The organism is Paraburkholderia tropica (assembly GCF_914484835.1).
In the GTDB taxonomy this organism is placed as follows: Bacteria; Pseudomonadota; Gammaproteobacteria; order Burkholderiales; family Burkholderiaceae; genus Paraburkholderia; species Paraburkholderia tropica_A.
The window spans coordinates 174,219-194,944 of record NZ_CAJZAR010000037.1 but is presented as its reverse complement, the minus strand read 5'-3'; the positions used below and the strand labels follow the sequence as shown (position 1 = coordinate 194,944).

Annotated in this window: 19 protein-coding genes; 10 read left to right on the top strand and 9 right to left on the bottom strand. The window is 67.1% G+C overall.

Annotated elements, in window-relative coordinates; genetic code table 11:
• The first annotated feature begins 32 nt into the window (after positions 1-32).
• Positions 33-596, top strand: coding sequence for an RBBP9/YdeN family alpha/beta hydrolase (locus LDO54_RS09110; RefSeq protein WP_224009716.1), 564 nt, complete (start codon positions 33-35; stop codon positions 594-596).
• A gap of 134 nt (positions 597-730) precedes the next feature.
• Here LDO54_RS09110 and LDO54_RS09105 read toward each other — a convergent pair whose 3' ends face one another.
• The 4 genes from LDO54_RS09105 to LDO54_RS09090 all read right to left on the bottom strand — a co-directional run bounded on the left by LDO54_RS09105 (position 731) and on the right by LDO54_RS09090 (position 4,864).
• On the bottom strand, positions 731-1,033 hold the full coding sequence (locus LDO54_RS09105; protein WP_224009379.1) for a hypothetical protein: 303 nt from the start codon (positions 1,031-1,033) through the stop codon (positions 731-733).
• Positions 1,034-1,125: 92 nt separating this feature from the next.
• Entirely contained in the window at positions 1,126-1,956 is an 831-nt protein-coding gene (locus LDO54_RS09100; RefSeq protein WP_224009378.1) for a DeoR/GlpR family DNA-binding transcription regulator, read from the bottom strand.
• A gap of 48 nt (positions 1,957-2,004) precedes the next feature.
• The gene (locus LDO54_RS09095; RefSeq protein ID WP_224009376.1) at positions 2,005-3,357 is read right to left on the bottom strand and encodes a GntT/GntP/DsdX family permease; all 1,353 of its coding nucleotides are present in this window, start codon (positions 3,355-3,357) and stop codon (positions 2,005-2,007) included.
• A gap of 121 nt (positions 3,358-3,478) precedes the next feature.
• Positions 3,479-4,864, bottom strand: coding sequence for a homoserine dehydrogenase (locus LDO54_RS09090; protein WP_224009374.1), 1,386 nt, complete (start codon positions 4,862-4,864; stop codon positions 3,479-3,481).
• A 192-nt stretch (positions 4,865-5,056) separates the two neighbouring features.
• On the opposite strand from LDO54_RS09090, the gene otnK reads away from it, so the two are divergent.
• From otnK to LDO54_RS09060, 6 genes are all read left to right on the top strand, one after another.
• Positions 5,057-6,349 (top strand): 3-oxo-tetronate kinase, encoded by a 1,293-nt coding sequence (gene otnK / locus LDO54_RS09085; protein ID WP_224009372.1) that lies wholly within the window; start codon positions 5,057-5,059, stop codon positions 6,347-6,349.
• An 11-nt stretch (positions 6,350-6,360) separates the two neighbouring features.
• Positions 6,361-7,008, top strand: coding sequence for a 3-oxo-tetronate 4-phosphate decarboxylase (gene otnC, locus LDO54_RS09080; protein WP_224009714.1), 648 nt, complete (start codon positions 6,361-6,363; stop codon positions 7,006-7,008).
• 57 nt (positions 7,009-7,065) lie between these two features.
• On the top strand, positions 7,066-8,481 hold the full coding sequence (locus tag LDO54_RS09075; protein WP_224009370.1) for an MFS transporter: 1,416 nt from the start codon (positions 7,066-7,068) through the stop codon (positions 8,479-8,481).
• Positions 8,478-9,407, top strand: coding sequence for an amidohydrolase family protein (locus tag LDO54_RS09070; protein ID WP_224009368.1), 930 nt, complete (start codon positions 8,478-8,480; stop codon positions 9,405-9,407). Before LDO54_RS09075 ends, LDO54_RS09070 begins: the two co-directional genes overlap by 4 nt.
• A complete protein-coding gene (locus LDO54_RS09065) occupies positions 9,404-10,348 on the top strand; it encodes an amidohydrolase family protein (RefSeq protein ID WP_224009366.1) in 945 nt (314 codons plus the stop codon). The genes LDO54_RS09070 and LDO54_RS09065 overlap by 4 nt, the downstream gene beginning before the upstream one ends.
• Positions 10,349-10,434: 86 nt before the next feature.
• Positions 10,435-11,733: an MFS transporter gene (locus tag LDO54_RS09060; RefSeq protein WP_224009364.1), complete on the top strand. Its 1,299-nt coding sequence runs from the start codon at positions 10,435-10,437 to the stop codon at positions 11,731-11,733.
• Between the two features lie 104 nt (positions 11,734-11,837).
• On the opposite strand, the gene LDO54_RS09055 is transcribed toward LDO54_RS09060, so the two are convergent.
• The 5 genes from LDO54_RS09055 to LDO54_RS09035 form a co-directional block, all read right to left on the bottom strand.
• Positions 11,838-13,403, bottom strand: a complete 1,566-nt coding sequence (locus tag LDO54_RS09055) for an ABC transporter ATP-binding protein (RefSeq protein WP_224009362.1) — start codon at positions 13,401-13,403, stop codon at positions 11,838-11,840.
• The gene (locus LDO54_RS09050) at positions 13,393-14,235 is read right to left on the bottom strand and encodes an ABC transporter permease (protein ID WP_224009360.1); all 843 of its coding nucleotides are present in this window, start codon (positions 14,233-14,235) and stop codon (positions 13,393-13,395) included. The genes LDO54_RS09055 and LDO54_RS09050 overlap by 11 nt, the downstream gene beginning before the upstream one ends.
• On the bottom strand, positions 14,232-15,257 hold the full coding sequence (locus LDO54_RS09045; RefSeq protein WP_224009358.1) for an ABC transporter permease: 1,026 nt from the start codon (positions 15,255-15,257) through the stop codon (positions 14,232-14,234). The genes LDO54_RS09050 and LDO54_RS09045 overlap by 4 nt, the downstream gene beginning before the upstream one ends.
• Entirely contained in the window at positions 15,242-16,807 is a 1,566-nt protein-coding gene (locus tag LDO54_RS09040; RefSeq protein WP_224009356.1) for an ABC transporter substrate-binding protein, read from the bottom strand. Before LDO54_RS09040 ends, LDO54_RS09045 begins: the two co-directional genes overlap by 16 nt.
• Before the next feature lie 113 nt (positions 16,808-16,920).
• Positions 16,921-17,829 carry a homocysteine S-methyltransferase family protein gene (locus LDO54_RS09035; protein WP_224009354.1) on the bottom strand — a complete coding sequence of 303 codons (909 nt, stop codon included), beginning with the start codon at positions 17,827-17,829 and terminating at the stop codon, positions 16,921-16,923.
• A 492-nt stretch (positions 17,830-18,321) separates the two neighbouring features.
• Here LDO54_RS09035 and LDO54_RS09030 point away from each other — a divergent pair, with 492 nt between their 5' ends.
• The 3 genes from LDO54_RS09030 to LDO54_RS09020 all read left to right on the top strand — a co-directional run bounded on the left by LDO54_RS09030 (position 18,322) and on the right by LDO54_RS09020 (position 20,720).
• Positions 18,322-19,746 carry a YeiH family protein gene (locus tag LDO54_RS09030; RefSeq protein ID WP_224009353.1) on the top strand — a complete coding sequence of 475 codons (1,425 nt, stop codon included), beginning with the start codon at positions 18,322-18,324 and terminating at the stop codon, positions 19,744-19,746.
• Positions 19,743-20,012 (top strand): hypothetical protein, encoded by a 270-nt coding sequence (locus tag LDO54_RS09025; protein ID WP_224009351.1) that lies wholly within the window; start codon positions 19,743-19,745, stop codon positions 20,010-20,012. Before LDO54_RS09030 ends, LDO54_RS09025 begins: the two co-directional genes overlap by 4 nt.
• 240 nt (positions 20,013-20,252) lie before the next feature.
• On the top strand, positions 20,253-20,720 hold the full coding sequence (locus LDO54_RS09020) for a rhodanese-like domain-containing protein (protein ID WP_224009349.1): 468 nt from the start codon (positions 20,253-20,255) through the stop codon (positions 20,718-20,720).
• Positions 20,721-20,726 lie beyond the last annotated feature (6 nt).

Below are 20,726 nucleotides of genomic sequence, written 5' to 3'. Positions count from 1 at the left end.
GGGGCGGGTCGTGTGGCGCTGAGCGCTTGCAGATGGTCTACCCCGTGTTCGTTGTTCCCGGTATTGGGAATTCCGGCCCACTGCACTGGCAAAGTGTATGGGAGGCATCGCATCCCGACTGGAAGCGACTCGTTGTCGAAGACTGGGATCAGGTCGCATGCGAAGATTGGGTATCTGCAATCGAACATCAATTGGCGCAAAGCGACGACGACACGCTCATCGTGGCGCACAGCCCCGGATGCCTCGCGGTGGCGCATTGGGGAAGTCGATATTCGCCCCGAATTCGTGGAGCGCAGCTCGTCGCGGTGCCGGATCCTTCCGCATCGGCGTTTCCCGTGGCGGCCGCAACCGGATTCGCTCCTTTGCCATCGCAACAGCTACCTTTTCCTACCGTCGTTGTATCGAGTTCCAATGACCCGTATGGCAGCGTAGAGCACGCAGGTCGCTGTGCGAAAGCGTGGGGCAGCAAGCTTGTGGAAGTCGGACGGCAAGGACATCTCAATGCAGATAGCACCCTGGGCGATTGGCCTGAAGGATTCAGACTGCTGCGATCGCTGGGCCACGATGGATATTGCGATGAAAACGTGCGTTGGTGACAAGGTTGTCGACGATCTCCGGTATGAGGCAGTATGACCGTTCGTGGTCACGTAACGTCTCATGCGCTCCGCCTGAACCAAAACGACATCGAAGCAGGGCGACCAACTGAATGCCACCCGCAAGCATCACTTGACTACGCAAATAGCCGCCATTTATCTATGCCTGCGCCCAATGCCTGATTCAACCGCACAGCGGCGTTTGTAGACGCAACAATCGCTGCATGGGAGGCATCGTAGAGTGTACGTAGCTCATCGAGTTCCGGTGGCGATTCCACGAATGCCGTGAATTCTGGAAGATCTGCTGAATATTCTTTATTTAGTTGATCGACCACTTCACCCTGAGTTTCCGCGATGACCATCATCATAATGGCGATCGCAGAAGCACCAGAGGCGTCACCGCCCGCCTTTCGAGTATCTTCATTGGCCACATTCACCATGGCGATGGTTCTCGAAAGCAGCAGGATTTACGTTCGTGAGCGCAGCGTTTCCGGTTGGATGGCGTGAGAGTTGTAGGCCGCTTCCGCACCCCCTACGAATCAACCGCTTTCTTACCCATCGACGCCAGCTTCAACGAAAGCCCCGCCGCATGAATGCCCGAAGCGGCAGCCTCGGGCAGCGCCGAGTCGCTGACGATATGGTCGAAGCGCTCCAGCCCGGCAATCTTGTACGTGCTGAAGGTGCCGTATTTCGCGCTGGTCGCGAGCAGCACGGTTTGCTCGGCCACTTCCATCGCCGCGCGCTTTACGTCGATCTTGGGCGGCGAGGGCGTGGTCACGCCGCGGCGCAAATCCCACGAACTCGCAGAGATAAACGCAACATCCACGGCGAGCTGGCGCAGCGTCGCTGCCGCGAGTTCGCCGACGCTCGACTGGTTCGCATGGTCCAGCAGGCCGCCAGTGTGGATCGCGGCGACATGCCCGGCGTTCATCAACTCCTGCATGATCGGAAAATCGTTGGTGATGACCGTGATGTCGGGCAGCGCGAGAATGTGCGGCACCAGCGCGAGCGTGGTGGTGCCCGCGTCCAGATACGCCGTCATGCCGGGTCGCAGAAACGACGCCGCGACTTGCGCGATTGCGCGCTTTTCCGTGGGATCGATCAGCGCCTTCGAGACATGGCTCGGCTCGGTCGCCAGCTGGCTCGCCACGCGCACGCCGCCGGGCACCGAATGCACGAGCCCTTCGCGCTCCAGCAGCGCGATATCGCGCCGCACCGTCATGTGCGAGCAGCCCAGCGACTCCATCAACTGATGCAGCGACAGCACCTTGTCGCGCCGCAGCAGGCGCAGCATGGCTTCGCGCCGCTGATCGGGAATCAGCGGCGTCGTCTGGGTTTCGTCGGGTTTGGTCTTGCTCGGCATACGGAATCTCTGCGGGGGCCGTTCGGAACGCCGCTATGTTAACCGATGTTAACGGCCGATCAACGTGCTCAGCAGCATCACGCCTGCGAGCCCGACCAGCGATTGCAGCGAGAGCATGAGCGTCCACGTGCGCAGCGTCTGCGCGACGGAGAGCTGGAAGTATTCCTTGAACAGCCAGAAGCCGGAATCGTTCACATGCGAGAGCATCACCGCGCCCGAGGCCGTCGCCAGCGCCATCAGTTCCGGCGAGACGCCCGGATGCGCCACGAGCAGCGGCGCGACGATACCGCTCGCCGCGACTGTCGCCACCGTCGCCGAACCCACGCAGATGCGCAGCAGCGCGGCGAGCGCCCAGGCGAGCAGCAGGGGGCTGATCGCCCAGTGCATCGAATGGTCGACGATGATCGTGTCGAGGTGAATCGACTTGAGCATCTGGCTGAAGCCGCCGCCCGCACCCAGAATCAGCAGGATCGTGCTCAGCGGCGCCACGCCCTTGTTGACCATTTTCTGCATCGTCGCCAGCGCGTAGCCGCCGCGCACGCCCAGCGCGAACCACGCGAACACCACGGCGGCGAGCAGCGAAAGAATCGGGTCGTTGAGTGCCTGGAAGAACACGAACGCGCTGCTGTCTTTCGCGACATGTCCCATGCCCACCGTGCCCGCCAACATCAAGCCTGGCGGTATCAGCAGCGAGATCACGGACAACGGCAGCGAGGCCGTCGATTCGCGCACGTCCTCGCCGCGCGTGCCGCCGGGGCCCGCCGCGAGATCGGGCGCCGGGCCGAAGAAACGCCGCGCCGCGAGCGTGAATAGCGGGCCGCAGAGAATCGCGCTCGGAATCGCAATCATCAGCCCGTAGAGCAGCGTGAGCCCCGTATTCGCGTGATAGCCCGACACCGCCTGCGTGGGCGCCGGATGCGGCGGCAGCAAGCCGTGCGACACGTACAGCCCCGCCGCGACCGGCAAGCCGATATAGAGCAGATGGCTGTTCGTGCGCCGCGCGATTGTGTAGACGAGCGGCGCGAGCATGATGAAGCTCACGTCGAACAGATGCGGCATGCCGACCAGCAGCGCCGCCGCGCAGATCGTCCACGGCGTGAGCCAGAGCGGCCGCTTGCCGACGAACGCATTGGCGATGCGATCCGCGCCGCCCGTGCCGATCAGGATGCCGCCGAGCACGGCGCCCAGACCGACGACCGGCCCCGTGCGCGCGAGCGCGCCGCCAAAGCCTTTGGTGAAACTTTCGATGCTGTGCTCCGGCGTGACGCCGGCCAGCAGGCCGAGCCCGAGCGCCGACAAGGTCAGCGCCACGAACGGGCTCAGCCGTACGCGCACAATCAGCAAGATCAGCACGACGATGGCGCTCACGGCCATCGCGATGGTTGCGATCTCTCCCCGCATGGTGTCTCCCTGTCTTTATTTCGCGTCGCCGCGCGGGCTCAGGCGCGCATCGCTGCAACCGGAGCCCTGGCGGCAATCGCCGCGACGAAGCGCCTGCCGGGCCGCGTCGCCGACGCCGATCTCACTTCGCGCCGGCTCGCCACGCGGCCAGCAGCGCTTCGTCCGCGTTTTGCAGATGATCGAGCGTCAGCAGTTCGCCGGCCGCCACGTCGCGCGCGAGCGTCGCATGCGCCGCCAGATAGAGCGGCGCGACGTTCGCGCCCGCCGCTTCGCGCGGCAGCAGCACGGCTTGCACGCCCGTCACGTCGTGATGGTGGCCGCCCATGTGCAGCACCGTGCCCGCCTTGATGTCGCTCGTTGCGCGGCCTGCGAGCACCGCGCATTGGGTCGGCTGCGCGGCGCCCGTGGGCCGGTCGTGCAGCACGGCTTCGAGCAGCGTGATCGGGGTTTCGACGCCCATGAAGTGATACGGCAGATAGAGGCACGCATAGCGGCCGTTGCGGCTCACCACGTGGCCCTTCTGCGCGAGCAGCGCCCAGGTGGGCGCGTCGGTCGTGCGCACGACCACGAACACGCCGCCTGCGAAACTCGCCTCGTCCGGGCGGCGCAGCATGTTGAACACGTCGATCACACCGGTGCGCGAGAGCACGCCGCCGTCTTCGCGCAGCGCGTAGATATCGGCGAGTTCGGTGGTGCGCGCGACCGGGTAGTGCAGCAGTTCGACGTCGGGCACGAGACCCGTGTTGGTCGCGACCACGGTCATCTCGCAGTAGTCGGCCGTGGCCGAGGTCTTGCGGCCGCGCAGCGCTTCGCGGCGCGCGGCGAGCGTGGCGGCGACGTCGTCGCCGAGCGTCATCAGGTTCGCCAGTTCCGGCGCGGCAAAGCGCTGATCGAGCTGCGTCACTTCGCCGGTGGCCTCGTCGAACACGAGGTCGTATTCGCTCGACTTGCCCGCCGCCACGATGTCGAGACCGAGCGTGCGCGCCCACGAGACCCAGCCGATCAGGTTCGACGGCTGGTCCCCGTCCGCCGTGGTGTAGACCACGCCTTGCTGCGCCGCGAATTGCGCGAGCGACACGCCCGCCACGGCGTCGACTTCCTTGCTGACCATCGCGACATGGCGCTTCGCTTCGAGCGCGGCGCGCGCGGCGCGGTAGCCGACCGACGGATTGCCCGTGCCTTCGACAAGAATGTCGAAGGCGGCCGGATCGAGCAGCGCCACGTCGCGCACCAGCGCGATCTGGCCCGGCGCGAGCGCGCGCACGGCGGCGGCGTCGCTGCATTCGACGAGCGACGCCGCGTCGTAGCCGAGTTCGAGACACAGCGCGCGCAGGCCCGCGAGATCGAGATCGCAGAGCACCGTGGGCGCGAGGCGGTCGATCAGGCGCGTTTGCGCGAGCAGCGTGCGCGCGAAGCCGCCGCCCGCGCCGGTCAGCGCGTAGCGGATGACCGGGCTGGCGGGCGAGCGGGACGCGGAAGCCGCGCGGAAAAGCAGTTCGAAGTTCATAAAGGGTGTCCCCAGTGGTTGGGTGGCCGCTCGGCTGCGCACTTCGCCAGCGAACGGATGCGCGAGCTACGGATCGCACGTTGTCTGAACGCGAATTTAACTTTCATTACCATCGTCGTCAACTTTTCTATCAGGCTTTAACATATTCGAACATCGAGGCTATAATCGGTTGACATTGAGGAGAAGAAGGCAATGACCCCTATTCTGCAAACAGCCCCGAACGCGCCACTGCTCGGCTGCATCGCGGACGACTTCACCGGCGCGACCGACCTCGCCAGCATGCTGGTGCGCGGCGGCATGCGCACGGTGCAGCTCATCGACGTGCCGGGCGGCGCGGAGCCCGTCGCGGCCGACGCCCTCGTGGTCGCGCTCAAGTCGCGCACGATTCCCGCCGACGAGGCCGTCGCGCAGTCGCTCGCCGCGCTCGCCTGGCTTCAGGCGCAGGGCTGCCGCCAGTTCTATTTCAAATACTGCTCGACCTTCGACTCGACGCCCGCCGGCAATATCGGCCCGGTCGCCGAGGCGCTGATGAAGGCGCTCGGGACGGATTTCGCCATCGCCTGTCCCGCGTTCCCCGAGAACGGCCGCACGGTGTATCGCGGCTATCTGTTCGTCGCCGACGCGCTGCTCAGCGAATCGGGGATGGAAAAGCATCCGCTCACGCCGATGACCGACCCGAACCTCGTGCGCGTGCTGGCCGCGCAAAGCACGCTGCCGGTCGGCCTGCTGCGCTACGACGCCATCGCCGCGGGCGAGCAGGCCACGCGCGAGGCGGCGGCGAAGCTGCGCGCGCAAGGCGTGGGCCTCGCGATCGCCGACGCCGTGTCGAACGACGACCTGCGCTCGCTGGGCCAGGCTTTCGCCGACGCGCCGCTGCTCACGGGCGGCTCGGGCCTCGCCATCGGTCTGCCGGACAACTTCCGCCGCGCCGGTTTGCTCGGCGCGGGCGAAGAGGCCGCGCAACTGCCCGCCGTGGGCGGCCGCGCGGCGGTGCTCGCCGGCAGCAGCTCGCGTGCGAGCCAGGCGCAGGTCGCGCACTGGCGCGCGAGCCGTCCCGCGCTGCGCATCGATCCGCTCGCGCTCGCCGCTGGCGAGCCGGTCGTGGACGCGGCACTCGCGTTCTTCGATCAACACCCCGACGAAACCGTGCTGATCTACGCGACGGCTGCGCCCGAGGAACTGGGCGCGATCCAGGCGCAACTGGGCGTCGAACGGGCCGGGCAACTCGTGGAAGGCGCGCTGGCCGCCATCGCGCGCGCACTCGCGCAGCGCGGTGTGCATCGCTTCGTGGTGGCGGGCGGCGAAACCTCGGGCGCGGTGGTGCAGGCGCTGGACGTGTCGCGGCTGCGCATCGGCGCGCCCATCGATCCGGGTGTGCCCTGGACGCTCGGCGACGGCCCGCAAGGCCCCATCGCGCTCGCGCTCAAATCCGGCAATTTCGGCGGCACGGACTTCTTCACGCGCGCCCTCGCGCTTCAGTCATGACCAGGATCTCCATGAATCAGGAAAGCACGCTGCGCGAAGAGATCGCGCGCATCGGCAAAAGTCTCTTCGATCGCGGTTACGCGGCGGGCTCGGCGGGCAACATCAGCGCGCGGCTCGACGACGGCTGGCTCATCACGCCCACCGACGCATGTCTCGGCGATCTCGATCCCGCGCGCATCGCCAAGGTGAGCGCGGCGGGCGAGTGGGTGGCCGGCGACAAGCCGTCCAAGACGCTCGCGCTGCATCGCGCCGTCTACGACCATCAGCCCGACATGCACGCGGTCGTGCACACGCATTCGACGCACCTCGTCGCGCTCACGCTCGCGGGCGTGTGGCGCGCGGACGATGTGCTGCCGCCGATCACGCCGTACTACGTGATGAAGGTCGGCCACGTTCCGCTGATTCCCTATTGCCGCCCCGGCGACCCGCAGGTGGCCGAGCGCGTGCGCGAGCTGGCGGGCAGCGTGCGCGGCGTGCTGCTCGAACGGCTCGGGCCGGTGGTATGGCATCGCAGCCTGCGCGAAGCGTCCGCGATGCTCGAAGAACTCGAGGAAACGGCGCGCCTCGTTCTGATGATGCAAGCGCAGGGCAGGAGCGTCGAGCCGCTCGGCGAGGAACAGATCGACGAGTTGCGCACGACATTCGGCGCGCGCTGGTAAGCGGATTCGGCGGCGACGCCCGCCACGCGATAGACGAGACGATACCCGGAGGAGACCATGCAAACCGATACCGACGCTCATTCGCCCGACGTGCCCCATGCGCCCAACGCGCCCCATGCGCTTCAGCCGGCGCAGGGCAAGCCGCGCTCGCTGCGCGCGCTGCTCGCCACCACGCGCTGGCGCATGATCCTGATGCTGTTCGCGCTCTACACGGTGAACTGCATCGACCGCATGTCGCTCTCGGTGGGCATGCCGTCGATCGTGCACGAATTCGCGCTGAGTCCGGCGATGCAAGGTCTCGTGCTTTCCTCGTTCTTCTGGACCTACAGCACGTTCCAGATTCCCGCGGGCTGGGCCGCCGACCGCTTCGGCGCGCGCCGCATGATCGGCATCGCCGCGGTGCTGTGGGGCGGCTTCCAGTGCGTCGCCGGATTCGCGATCAACGGCGTGATGCTGCTGCTCACGCGTATCGGCCTCGGCGTGTTCGAAGCGCCCTACATGCCTTCCGCGACCAAACTCGCCGCCGCGTGGCTGCCGCCCGGCGAACGCGCGCGCGGTCTCACGCTGATCGACAGCGGCGCGCCGCTCGGATCGGCGGTGGGCGGGCTCGTCATCAGCGCGCTGATTGGCGCGTCGGGCTCGTGGCGCACCGCGTTCATCGTGGTCGGCATTTCGACCGTGGTGCTCGGCGTCGCCGTGTATCTGATGCTGCGCGAAACGCCCGAACAGCACGCGCGCCTCGACGCCGCGGAAGCGCACGAGATTCGCGAAGCCAAACGCGTGGCCGGCGAAATGCCAGGTGGCGCCGCACGCGCACCGCTCTCGCGCGGCACGCTCGCCGCCATGGTGATCGGGCGCATCGGCTGGGCCACGGTGTTCTTCGGTCTGGTCACTTGGGGTCCTAACTATCTCTCGGCGGGACGCGGACTCGATATCCGCAGCATGGGCATCGCCACGTTCGCGATCTTTCTCGCGGGCGCGCTGGGCGAAATTTTCTCGGGCGCGATCGCCGACTGGCTGCAACGCGTGATGCCGCGCGCGCGGGCGATGAAACTGCTGTTCGGCGTGTCGGGCGGCATGTCGCTGCTGTGCCTCGTCGCGCTGCCGTTCGTCGAGGACGTGCGCCTTGCCGTAGCCGTGCTCTCGATCGGCGTGTTTTTCCACTTGTGGGGCGGCCTTTACTGGCTGATTCCCGCGATGCTCGCGCCGCGCGAGCAAGTCGGCCTGGTGGGCGGCGTGATGAACTTCGCGGGCACGGGCGGGGCGATCGCGGTGCCGATCGTGGTCGGCGTGATCGTGCAGATGACGGGCGGTTATCACATGGCGCTGCTGTTTCTCGCGGCGAGCGCGCTGACCTATTTGATTGGCTCGCTGCTGATCGACTTCGGCGCGAAGCCGGTTGCGAGCCATGCAGGCCATACAGGCAGCGCGAGCGCAGCAAGCGCCGCAACGCACACGGCGGAACGCACATGAACACGAAGTACGACGGCCCCATCGTCGACGCGCACCAGCACTTCTGGGCGCTCGCGGGGCGACATCATCCGTGGCTCGCGCCGGGCGTGCGCGTGCCGCATCGTTACGGCGATTACGACGCCATCAAGCGCGACTATCTGCCCGCCGACTACCGCCGCGACGCGGCCGGCCACGACGTGGCCGCCACCGTCTACGTGGAAGCGGAATGGGACCCGGCCACGCCGCTCGACGAAACGCGCTTCGTCACGGCGCTCGCGCGCGAGCACGGTTTGCCGAACGCGATGGCGGCGCAGGCCTGGCTCGACGCCGCCGATGTCGGCGAGGTGCTGGCCGCGCAAAGCCACTTCGAACTCGTGCGCAGCGTGCGCCACAAACCCGCCCACGCGCACGCCTCGTCGGGCAACACGCTGATGTCGAACGGCCGCTGGCGCGACGGCTACGCGCAACTCGCGCAATACGGCCTGCATTTCGAACTGCAAACGCCGTGGCATCACCTGCGCGAAGCGGCGGCGCTCGCACGCGATTTTCCCGACACGCTGCTGATCGTCAATCACGCGGGCGTGCCCGGCGACCGCTCGGCCAGCACGCTGCACGGATGGCGCGAAGCGCTCGCGCCGCTCGCGGCGCGGCCGAACACCGCCGTGAAGGTGTCCGGTCTGTGCGAAGCCGGCCAGCCGTGGAGCGTGGAAGCGAACCGCGAAGTGCTGGGCACGCTGCGCGAACTGTTCGGCGCGCAACGGCTCATGTTCGGCAGCAATTTTCCCGTCGACGGCCTGTTTCTCTCGCTCGACGCGCTCATCGACGGCTTTAAAACGCTGGTGTCGGCGTGGAGCGCCGCGGAGCAGCGCGCCTTTTTTCACGACACGGCGACGCGGGTGTACCGGCCCGTCGACCTGTCGAATCCTTCTGCAAGGACTTCACGATGACTTCCACGGCAAGCGGCAACGCACCGGCCAACGCGCTCGGTTTCGATCTGCCGATCTTCGACGCGCACCATCACTTCTGGGATCTCGACGACGGCCATTTCCCGTGGCTCACCGACGACTACGACGAGCACTTCTTCCTCGGCGACTACCGCCGCATGTGCCAGAACTTCCTGCCGCCGCAATATCGCGCGGCGACGGCGGGCTTCGACGTGATCGGCACCGTGCATGTGGAAGCCGAACGCTCGCGCAGCGAGCAGGTGCAGGAAACTGAATTTCTCACGCGCCTGAACGCGGCAACGGGCTTGCCGAGCGCCATCGTCGGTCATGTGTTCTTTGTGCAGCCCGACTGCGAAGCGGTCCTCGCGGGGCACGCGAAAAGCCCGCTCGCGCGCGGCGTGCGCTCGAAGCCGGAAATCTCGTCGGGTCCCGGCGAGTCGGTGCGCGGCCAGCCCGGCACGATGCAGGACGAGGCGTGGCTGCGCGGTCTCGCCATGCTCGAACGCTTCGGTTTTTCGTGGGATTTGCGCGTGCCGTACTGGCATCTGGAAGAAGCCGCCGAAGTCGCGCGCGCGTTTCCGAATACGCCCATCGTGACGAACCATCTGGGTCTGCCGCTCGACCGCTCGGACGCGGGCGTGGCGATCTGGCGGCGCGGCATGCAGGCGCTGGCGGATTGCCCCAACGTATTTATTAAGGTTTCCGAACTAGGTCTGCCGAACGGGACGTGGGACAGCGCGAGCAACCGCCGCGTGATTCGCGAGGCCGTGGATCTGTTCGGTTTCGAGCGGTCGATGTTCGCGAGCAATCTGCCGGTGGGCAATCTCTCGGCGAGCTTCACCGAGATCGTGGCCGATGTGATCGGCGCTTTGCCCCACGCCACCGAAAGCGAGTTGCGCGCGCTGTTCGCGGGCACGGCGCAGCGCTTTTATCGCGTCGGTTGATAAGGCAATGCGCGAGCGGCGCACGAGCAACGCTCGATCAAGTCGCGCACGCGCTGCGCGCAAAAAATATATATCAGGAGACAAGCATGTCCATCGACGAAAACGCCCTGTTTCGCAAAGTGTCGTTACGCATCTTGCCGGTGCTGATGCTCGGCTTTTTCTTTTCCTATTTGAACCGCGTGAATGTCGGCTTCGCGAAATTGCAGATGGCGAACGAGCTGCAATTCAGCGACGCCGTTTATGGCTTCGGGGCGGGCATTTTCTTCGTCGGCTACTTTCTGCTGGAAATACCGAGCAATGTCATCCTGCATCGCGTAGGCGCGCGACGCTGGATCTCGCGCATCATGATTACGTGGGGCCTGCTGTCGTGCGCGACCATATTCGTGCGCACGCCGATGCAGTTTTACGTCATGCGCTTCCTGCTCGGTCTCGCTGAAGCGGGTTTCATTCCGGGCGCGATCTACTACATGTCGCAGTGGTTTCCCGCCGCGCGGCGCGGACGCGCCTGGGGCACGTTCTATATCGCGCTGGCGTCGTCGGGCGTGATCGGCGGGCTGATTTCCGGCTCGATTCTCGAATTCTTCTCCGGGCTCGGCGGGCTGAGCGGCTGGCAATGGCTGATTCTCTGTGAAGGCGTGCCGACCATCGTGCTCGGCGTGTACATCTTCATGCGCATGAGCGAACAGATTCGCACCGTCAACTGGCTGAGCGACGACGAGAAGAACTGGCTCAGCGACGCGATGGCCGCCGAAGACCGCGCGAAGGTGGCGCACGGTTTCGGCGGGCTGCTCGCGAATGGCTATGTGTGGGCGCTCGTCGCGATCTACTTTCTCTACAACGTCGGGCTGTACGCGATCAGCTTCTGGATGCCGACGCTCATTCAGCGCATGGGCGCGAAGGACGCGCTCGCCATTGGCCTGCTGAATGCCGTGCCGGGTCTTTGCGCGATCGTCTGCATGCTGGCGTTCGGCTACAGCGCCGACCGCTTCCGCGAGCGCAAATGGCATTTGATCGTGGCGTTTTCGATGGCGGCGGTGGGCTTCGTGCTGAGCGTGGTGTGGCAGAGCGAGCCGGTGCTCGGCATTGTCGCGCTGTGCGTCGCCAACATGGGCGTGCTGTCGATTCCCTCGCTGTTCTGGGCCGTGCCGACCTCGTTCCTCAGCGGCGTGACGGCTGCCGCCGGCATCGCGATGATCAACTCGATCGGCAATCTCGCGGGCTTTGTCTCGCCGTACATGATCGGCTCGCTCAAGCAGATGACGGGCCGCACCGACGTCGCGCTGTATGTGGTGGCGGGCGGACTCGTGCTGGGCGCGCTGCTCGTGGCCGCCGTGATGCAGACGCGCAAGCGACACCCGGGACTGACGGTCAACGCGTCGCGTTGAGTTGGTTGAGGGTTGGCGGGGTTGCGCCCGAGGTGCTGAGCCCGGCCCGTTTGCATCGCGCGCGGGCCGGCGAGTAACGCGTGACCGGAGCCGATCAGACGCGTTCAGATCGGCGCGCCGACTGGGAGCGCATCGTGCGCGACATAGCGCGCCTGCTCACCCACGGGCGCGCCTTCACGCAGATGCAGCACGTCATGCGCGAGCGCGTGCAGCGTCGCGCTGTCGTGCGTGATCAGCAGCATGGCGAAGCGGCGTTCGCGCTGCAGCCGCGCCAGCAGTTCGAGCAGCTTCGCGCCCACGAGCGGATCGAGCGCCGAGGTCGGCTCGTCGCAGACCAGCAGCGCGGGGCGCGCGGCCAATGCGCGCGCGATGCAGACACGCTGTTTCTGCCCGCCCGACAACTCACGCGGATAACGCCGCGCATGACTCGCGTCCAGCCCGACCTGTTCGAGCAGCGCGGCGGTTTCGGCGTCACGCGCCGCGCGGGACGGCACGCCCGCGAGTGCGAGCGCGTGTCCGATGGTCTCGCCGATCCGCTGCGCGGGATTGAGCGCGAGATCGGGAATCTGGTGCACCAACTGGATGGCGCGCAAGGTCTCGCGGTCGCGCTGGCGCAGCGCCGGTGCGAGCGGCGCGCCGTTCAGGCGCAGCGCACCCGTGGACGGCGCGAGCAAGCCGGTGACGATGCGCGCGAGCGTCGACTTGCCGGAACCCGACGGCCCCACGACCGCCAATGTACGGCCCGCGTGCAGCGCGATCGACACATTGCGCAAGGCCACGCGGCCGTTCGGATATCGCGCGTCGATGTGGCGGGCTTCGAACAGCGGCGCGTGCGTGTCATGTGGTGTGGACGCAGCGCCGTCGTCGGCGTGAAGGGGCTTGTCGTCGCGTCCGGCGCGCTGAGCGTCGAGGAGCGCGCGCGTATAGGCGTCGCGCGGCGCGGCGAGCACCTGCTCGGCGCGGCCCGACTCGATCACGCGGCCGTGACGCAGCACGAGCAACGCGTCGGACACGCGTCCGATCGACGGCAGGTCGTGGCTGATGAACACCGCTGCCGTGCCGTTCGCGGCCAGCGTTTCGCGGATCAGGCCGAGCACGCGTGCGCGCGCGTCGGCGTCGAGCGCGGCGGTCGGCTCGTCGAAGACCACGATATCGGGCGACGCGCACAAGGCCATCGCGGTCATCGCCCGTTGCAGTTGTCCGCCCGAGGCTTCGTGCGGGTAACGCTCGCCGAAGTGCTCGGGGTCGGGAAGGCCGAGTTGCGCGAACAAGGCCACGGCGCGCTCGCGCGCGGCGCGCCTGGAAAGCAGGCCACGCGCGACGGCGATCTCCACGACTTGATCGATCAGGCGCGCCGCCGGATTGAAAGCCGCCGCCGACTGCGCCACATAGGCCACGCGTACGCCGCGCAGCGCGGCGAGTTCGCGCGGGCGCAGGGCGAGCACGTCGGTTTCGCCGAGCAGCACGCGGCCCGCGCCGCGCGTGAGTCCGTCGCGCAGATGGCCGAGCAGCGCGAGACCGAGCGTGGTCTTCCCAGCGCCGGACTCGCCGATCACGCCGAGCGTTTCGCCGCGCCGCAATGTGAGCGAGACGTCGTCGAGCACGGTGGTACTGTGCGCGTCGCCATGCACCGACAAATTGTCGACGCGCAGTACGATTTCATCCGCCACGGCGCGTCCTCCATTCGAGCACGCGGTTCACGCTCAGGCTGAACGCGGCAATCAACAGGCCGGGAAACAGCGCGGCCGACACGCCGAACAGCACGCCGTCCTTGTTGTCTTTCGCGAGACTGCCCCAGTCCGTCGCAGGCGGCGGCAGCCCGAGGCCGAGAAACGACAGCGTGGCGATCAGCAGCACGGCGAACACGAGCCGCAAGCCGAGTTCGGCGACGAGCGGCGTGGCGATGTTCGGCAGCACTTCACGCACGATGATCGTCGCCAGCCGGTCGCCGCGCAGCCGCGCGACATCGACGTAATCGAGCGGGCTCACGCTGGCCGCGAGCGCGCGCGTTACGCGAAAGAGCCGCATGCCTTCGAGCAGGCCGACGACGATGCACAGCGTCAGCGCGCCCGGCGTGACGACGGACAGCGCGATCAGCGCGAAGACCAGCGCGGGGATCGACATCAGCACGTCGTTCAGGCGGGCCAGCACGCTGTCGATCCAGCCGCCGCGCAAACCCGCAACGAGCCCCGCCGCGCCGCCTGTGAGCGCCGCGAGCAGCACGGAGAGCAGCGCGAGCGTGAGCGTCGTGCGCGTGCTCCAGAGCAGGCGCGAGAGCATGTCGCGGCCCAGATTGTCGGTGCCGAGCCAGGCGAGGCGCGAGGGCGGTTCCCAGTTGCCGCCGATCACGTCGTCGACGGCGTGGGGCGCGAGCAGCGGGGCGGCGACGCAGATCGCCGCGCACGCGAGCAGAAAGGCGAGCGCGAGCCACGGTCGCCGTGGTCCGCGCAGTCGTGCGGCGGTGACGTGGCGCGCGGAGGCGGCGTCGGTGGGCGTAGTCATCGAGTCGGTCTCAGACGGGGATCGAAAAGCATGGCGACGAGATCGGCGGCGAGATTCAGCCCGGTGTAGATCGCGGCGAACACCACGCCGCAGGCCTGCACAGCGGGAATGTCGCGCTTCGAGACGCTGTCGACCATGTACTGGCCGAGGCCGGGCCAGACGAAGATCGTCTCGACCACGACCGCGCCCACCGTCAGCCACGCGAGATTGAGCGCGACGATGTTGGCGATCGGCGCGATTGCGCAAGGCAGCGCGTGGCGCCAGACGATGCGCGCGGCGCCGAGTCCCTTGAGCCGCGCCATTTCGATGTAGGGCTGCGCCAGCACGTCGATCAGCGCGGCGCGGATCATGCTCGCCATATGGCCGATCACGGCGAGCGCGAGCGTCGCGCAGGGCAGCGCGAGGGCGGCGAGATTGTCGCGCGCGGAGCCGTCGGCGCCGAAGTTCGCCGCGCTGCTCGGCAGCCACGCGTGCGCGACCGCGAACAGCAGGATCAGCAGATAGCCGGTGAAGAATTCGGGCAGCGCCACGGACACGCGCATCAGCGTGAGCACGACGCGATCGACGAGGCTGCCGGGGTTGAGCGCCGCCGCAATGCCCGCCGCGAGCGCGAGCGGCAACGCGATGGCGGCGGCCGCGCCCGCGAGCAGCAGGGTGTTGGCGAGACGGGGCAGCACGCTTTGCATCACGGGCGTGCGCGTGGTGAAGCTCTTGCCGGCGTCGCCGTGCAGCAGCGCGCCGAGCCAGTCGCCGTATCGTTGAGCGAGCGGCCGGTCGAGCGCCAGTTCGTGTTCGAGCGACTGCACCGCTGAAGGCGTCGCGCTCTGGCCGAGTATCGTCGCGGCGATGTTGCCGGGCAGGAGGCTCGTCGCGGCGAAGATCAGCGTGGCCGTCGCGAACAGCGTGAGCGCGGCGTGCGCGAGGCGGCGCAGCACGAAGGCCGTCATGGGCCGCGTGCGCTGCCAGGCCCGTTGCCAGACGCGCACGGCGGGCGCTGCGCGCGCGTTCAACTCGCGAACCATACCCGCTCGGCGGCGCGCGAGCCGACTTCGCCCGGAATGTCGACATAGCCGCGCAGATTGGCGCGCGAGGCCCGCAGCGAATCGGCGTACAGCGGAATCACCGACGCGCCCTGTTCGGCGTACAGCACCTGGATGTCGTGATAGAGCTGGCGGCGGCGCGTCTCGTCGGATTGCGCGCGCGCCTGCGCGACCAGCTGATCGAACTTGGGGTTCTTCCACTTCGACTCGTTCCACGGCGCGTCCGACACGCAGACCATCGAGAGATACGCGTCGGCGGTCGAGCGGTTCGCCCACGACGACGCGCAGAACGGCTGCTTCATCCACACCTGGGTCCAGTAGCCGTCGGCGGGCACGCGGTTGACGTGAAACGGAATGCCCGCACGCGTCGCCGACGCCTGATAGAGCTCGGCCGCCGACACCGCGCCGTTGAAGGTCGCGCCGTCCGCCGCCGTGAGCACGATCGGCTGGCTCACGCCCGCTTTCTTCCAGTAAAAGCTCGCCTTGTCGGGATCGTAGCTGTGCTTCGGAATGTCAGCCGTATAGAAACGGTTCGACGGGAACAGCGGATTGTCGTTCGAGACCGAGCCATAGCCGCTCAGCAGCGAGTTGCGCAATTGCTCGCGGTCGATCGCGTACTTCAGCGCCGTGCGCAGATCGTTGCTGGTGTACGGCGCGGTATCGGCGAGCATCGGGAACAGAATGTTCTGCGTGTCGCGCGCGCGATGGATGACGATGTTCGGCGCAGTTTCGAGGCGCTTTGTCACGCGCGGCTCGACACGATTGATCAGATGCACGGAGCCGCTCAGCAGCGCGGCCACGCGCGCGGCGCTGTCGTTGTAGGCGACGGTCTCGACCGAGTCGACGAAACCGCGCGACGCGTCCCAATAGTCAGGATTCCGACGCGTGAGTGTGCGCACGCCGGGCTGGAAACGTTCGAGCACGAACGCGCCCGTGCCGATGCCCTTGTCGAAATCCGCGCCTGCCGGCGTAATGCCGAAGTGAACGTCGCCGAGCAGCCACGGGAAATCGACGTTCGGCGTGGCGAGGCGGAACGTGAGCTCGTTCGGCCCGGTCGCGGCGATTTCGCGTACCGGATCGAGATAGCTTTTCGCGGCGGATTGCGAGTCCTTCGCGCGATGATGATTCAGCGAGTAGATGACGTCGGCGGGTTCGAGCGTCTTGCCGTTGTGGAACTGCACGCCCTGGCGCAGCTTGAACACCCACACCGTCGCGCCCTGGCGGCTTTCCCAACTGGTCGCGAGGCCGGGGCGCAGCGTGCCGTCGTCGTTGAGATCGGTCAGCGTATTGAAGATCTGCCGGCCGACGTTGTACATGTACTCCTCGAAGTAGAACGCCGGGTCGATGCGGTCGGTGCTCGACGCCGTATCGATGCCGAGGATCAGATGTCCGCCGCGTTTGGGCGTGTTGGCTGCGCGCGCGCTCAAGGGCAGCAGCGCGGCGGCCGCGCCCGCGGCGAGGCTGCCGCCGGTCAGTTGCAGGAAGCGGCGGCGTGAAGCGGCCGGTGCGGACGTATCCGTATCGTTCGACATAAGCGGGGAAAAGAGAGGTGAAGGAGCCGGGCCAGCGAACGCGCGTGGCGCGCGCATCGCGGCTTTATGACGTGCTTGTTGATGGGCTACTACGCGATCAAGCGATTACACAACTACGCAGCTTCGCGCAGCGCTTCGGCCAGGCGTTCGATATGCTCGGGCCCGATACCGCAGCAGCCGCCGATCAGCGATGCGCCCGCAGCGGCCCATTCGCGTGCGAAGGCGAGGTAGCCGTCGGGTTCGAGATCGGCGCGCAGTGCGCTCAATCCTGCGTTTGCGGCGCTGCGCTGACGCTCGGGTTCGAACGCATTGGCGTAGACGCCGAGCGCGAGTGCCGCGCCCGCATGTTCGCGCGCTTCGAGCACGGCGGATTTCATGATCTCGGCCTGGCTGCAATTGAACAGCAGTGCCTGGGCGTTCAACGCGCGCGCGGCTTCGACCGCTGCGCTCACGCTTTCGCCCGAGCGCAGGCGCGCGGGTGCGTGGCCCGCGGCAATCGCGGGCACGTCGTCCGCATCGTCGAGCGTGAACGAGAGCCAGAGCGGCCGCGCGTCTTCGCCCAGCGCGGTGCGGATCGCGCGCGCTTCGGCGGTCGAGCCCAGCGTTTCGCCGAGCCACAGATCGACGTGCGGCGCGAGCCCGCGGATGAGCGTATCGAGCAGCGGCGCGGCGCGTTCGGCGTCGAACAGATCGGGGCGGTAGGAGCCGAACAGCGGCGGCAGCGATCCCGCGACCTGCACGGCGCGCGCGCTATCGGCGGCTGATTCGCGCGCGAGCCGGCCCGCGCGGTCGGCGAGTTCGAGCCCATGCTGGGCGAAGCGTTCTTCGCCGATATGGAACGGCACGACCGCGTAGGAGTTGGTCGTCACGACATCGGCGCCCGCGCGCACGAACGCGTCGTGGGCGGCGCGCACGTAGTGGGGCGCTTCGATCAGCGCCAGCGCAGACCATTCGGGTTGTTTGAACGGCGCGCCCATGCGCAAGAGTTCGCGGCCCAGGCCGCCATCAAGAATGCGGATCATCGTCTCGTTACCTCCGAGCGGCGATCATACGGGCGCACCGTAGCGTCCCCAACCAGTAAATGGCGATATCGTTATCACGGTTCGAAAGGGTGATGGCGTTGGCGTCGCCACGCGCACTTGAGATAACCGGTCGCCCCAACCTGTGAACGGCAGAGAGTCGTTGAACGACGCATTCACCGCACCGTCATGCTCCAGTCCGGCATAAGCGTGCGCCTCGCGCGGAGCAAAACATACAGCAATCGCTCAATAAAACTGGATGACTCTCTTCGAGCAGAGCGCGAAGACTTCGTTATAGAAAACGGCGTGCCGTTTTTTTCGACGCATTACCCACACGTCCCGCCATATCGATTGCAGCAATCGTGCGATATCGAATTGCCAATCCGTTATTGGAGCGCGGTGTGCACGCTTTCTATACTCGGCTAGCCATCAGCACTCGCGTAGAACGAGTGGAAATCCAGCGCCGATAGCGTACAAACCAGACAGGGGTCATGCATGAGTCAGACGTCGATTGCCGGGAGCGCGAGCAAGGAGGCGGCCGCGAGCGCCGCGGCGGTGCAGGAGCGGCGCAAGCCGTTCGGAACCGAGGATTGGTGGGCCGTGGCGGTAGGCCTGTTCGCCATCGTCGTGGCGTACCTGCTGTTCGCTTCGGGCGGCAGCATCAAGGCGCTCGCCGTCGCGCCCGCGCGCTGGTCTGAACTCGGCGTGCTTGGACGCGATCTGGGCGCGCACGCGGGTGCGTATCTGGCGCTGTTCGCGGCCTTCGCCGTGGTGTTTTCCGTGGCGATTGCAGCACTGGGTTTCCCGGTCCTGCAATTCGTGGCGGGCTTCGCGGTGGTGTTCGTCGTCTCGGCGGCGATCTTCGCGCTCGGCGCCTGGAGCGAGGCGAGCCGCTACAACTTCGAGCCGCCGCTGATCGCGCTGGCGCTCGGCCTGATCGTCTCCAATCTGTTCAAGCTGCCCGCGTGGCTCGTGCCTGCGTTGCGTGTGGAGTTCTACATCAAGGTCGGCATCGTGCTGCTCGGCGCAACGCTGCCGCTCACGCTGATCGTGTGGGCCGGCCCCGTGGCCATCGGTCAGGCGACCGTCGTGTCGCTCGCGACCTTCTTCGTGATTTACGGCGTGGCGCGCGCCTTGAAGATCGAGCAGCGCTTCGCGGCGGTGCTCGGCGTGGGCGGCGCGGTGTGCGGCGTATCGGCGGCCATCGCTATCGCGGGCGCCGTGCGCGCACGGCGCGAGCAGGCCTCGGTGGCGATCTCGCTGGTGGTGGTCTGGGCGATCGTCATGGTGTTCGCGCTGCCTGCGCTCTCGCGGGCGTTCGGTCTGCCCACGGGCGTCGCCGGTGCGTGGATCGGCACATCCGAATTCGCGGATGCGGCGGGCATCGCGGCGGCGCAGGCGTATGGCGATTTCGCGCGTCACGCCACCGGCGCGGTGGCCGGTGCGCCCGACGCATCGCTACAGGCCTTCGTGCTGATGAAGGTGGTGGGCCGCGACATCTGGATCGGCATCTGGGCCTTCGTGCTCGCCATCGTCGCCGCGACGCGCTGGGACCGCGAGGCGGGCGCCGACGTGCAGACGCACACGCGCGCGAAGGAAATCTGGACGCGCTTTCCGAAATTCGTGATCGGCTTCGTGATTGCTTCGGCACTGGTCACCTGGATCGCTTCGCACTACACACTGGCCGACTATCGCAGCGTGGTGACGCCTGCGTTCGTCGCACCGATCGTCGCCTTGCGCACCTGGGCGTTTACGTTCTGCTTTCTCAGCATCGGCCTGACAACGCGTTTCGCGGCGCTTTCCTCAACTGGACTCAAACCGCTGGCGGCGTTCACGGCGGGCGTCGCGGTGAACGTGGTGATCGGCTACGTGCTGTCGGTGCATGTGTTCGCGCCTTACTGGCTCGCGCTCGGGCAATGAACGCGCCTGCTCGCACGACGAACGGCAACGCGGCGGAGGCTCGCTCGCGTGGCGCGCAATGCGTGGGATGCGCACGCTGCGTGCATTGGGCCGACGACCGCGCGTTGCTCGAAGCGCGCATCGCGGGGCTGGCTTCGTTTGGCTCGGCGTATGGCGCGAGTGTCGGCGAGAGCCGCTTGTGTCTGCGTCACGACCGCCTGACCCAGCCCGCCGACCGTTGCGCGGTATTCGTGGAAAGGGTCGCTGCTTTCGCCGATCGTTCGTGACCGTTCGCGCGTTTAAGTACCGAATCAATCCTCGGATCAATCGTGGAATTAATCGTGGAATCGATCGTGGAATCAATCGTGGAATCAATCGCGTGCACGCCAGCGTCGGCGCGCGTATTTGGATAGCAGCTTTTATTGGTTGGGCGCCCTGCACTTTGCTCGCATAGTGGAATCCAGACGTCTATAGACGGCAGCGGCCGGGATGGCCGGCACGCTGCCGCTGTTCTCATGGAGGCACACATGACGGTGGAGTTGCATGAAAAGCCGCTGCACGCGGATCTCGAAGCGGCGCGCGCCGCCGCGCAATCGGCGGGGCTGGCCTACGCGGGCAGCGTGACGCCGCAGCAGGCGTGGGCGCTGCACGGCGCGGGCGAGGCGGTGATCGTCGATGTGCGCACGGCGGAGGAGCGCAAATTCGTCGGACACGTGCCCGACACGCTGCATGTGCCGTGGGCGACGGGCACGAGCCTCACACGCAATCCGCGCTTCGTGCGCGAGCTGGAAGCGAAGACGGGCAAGTCCGCCGCGATCGTGCTGTTGTGCCGCAGCGGCAACCGCTCGGCGCAGGCAGCCGAGGCGGCGGCGAAAGCGGACTTTGCGCACGTTTTCAATGTGAGCGAGGGCTTCGAAGGCGATCTCGACGAGACGCGCCACCGAGGTCAGCGCAATGGCTGGCGTTTCCGCGGCTTGCCGTGGGTGCAGGACTGATCGCAG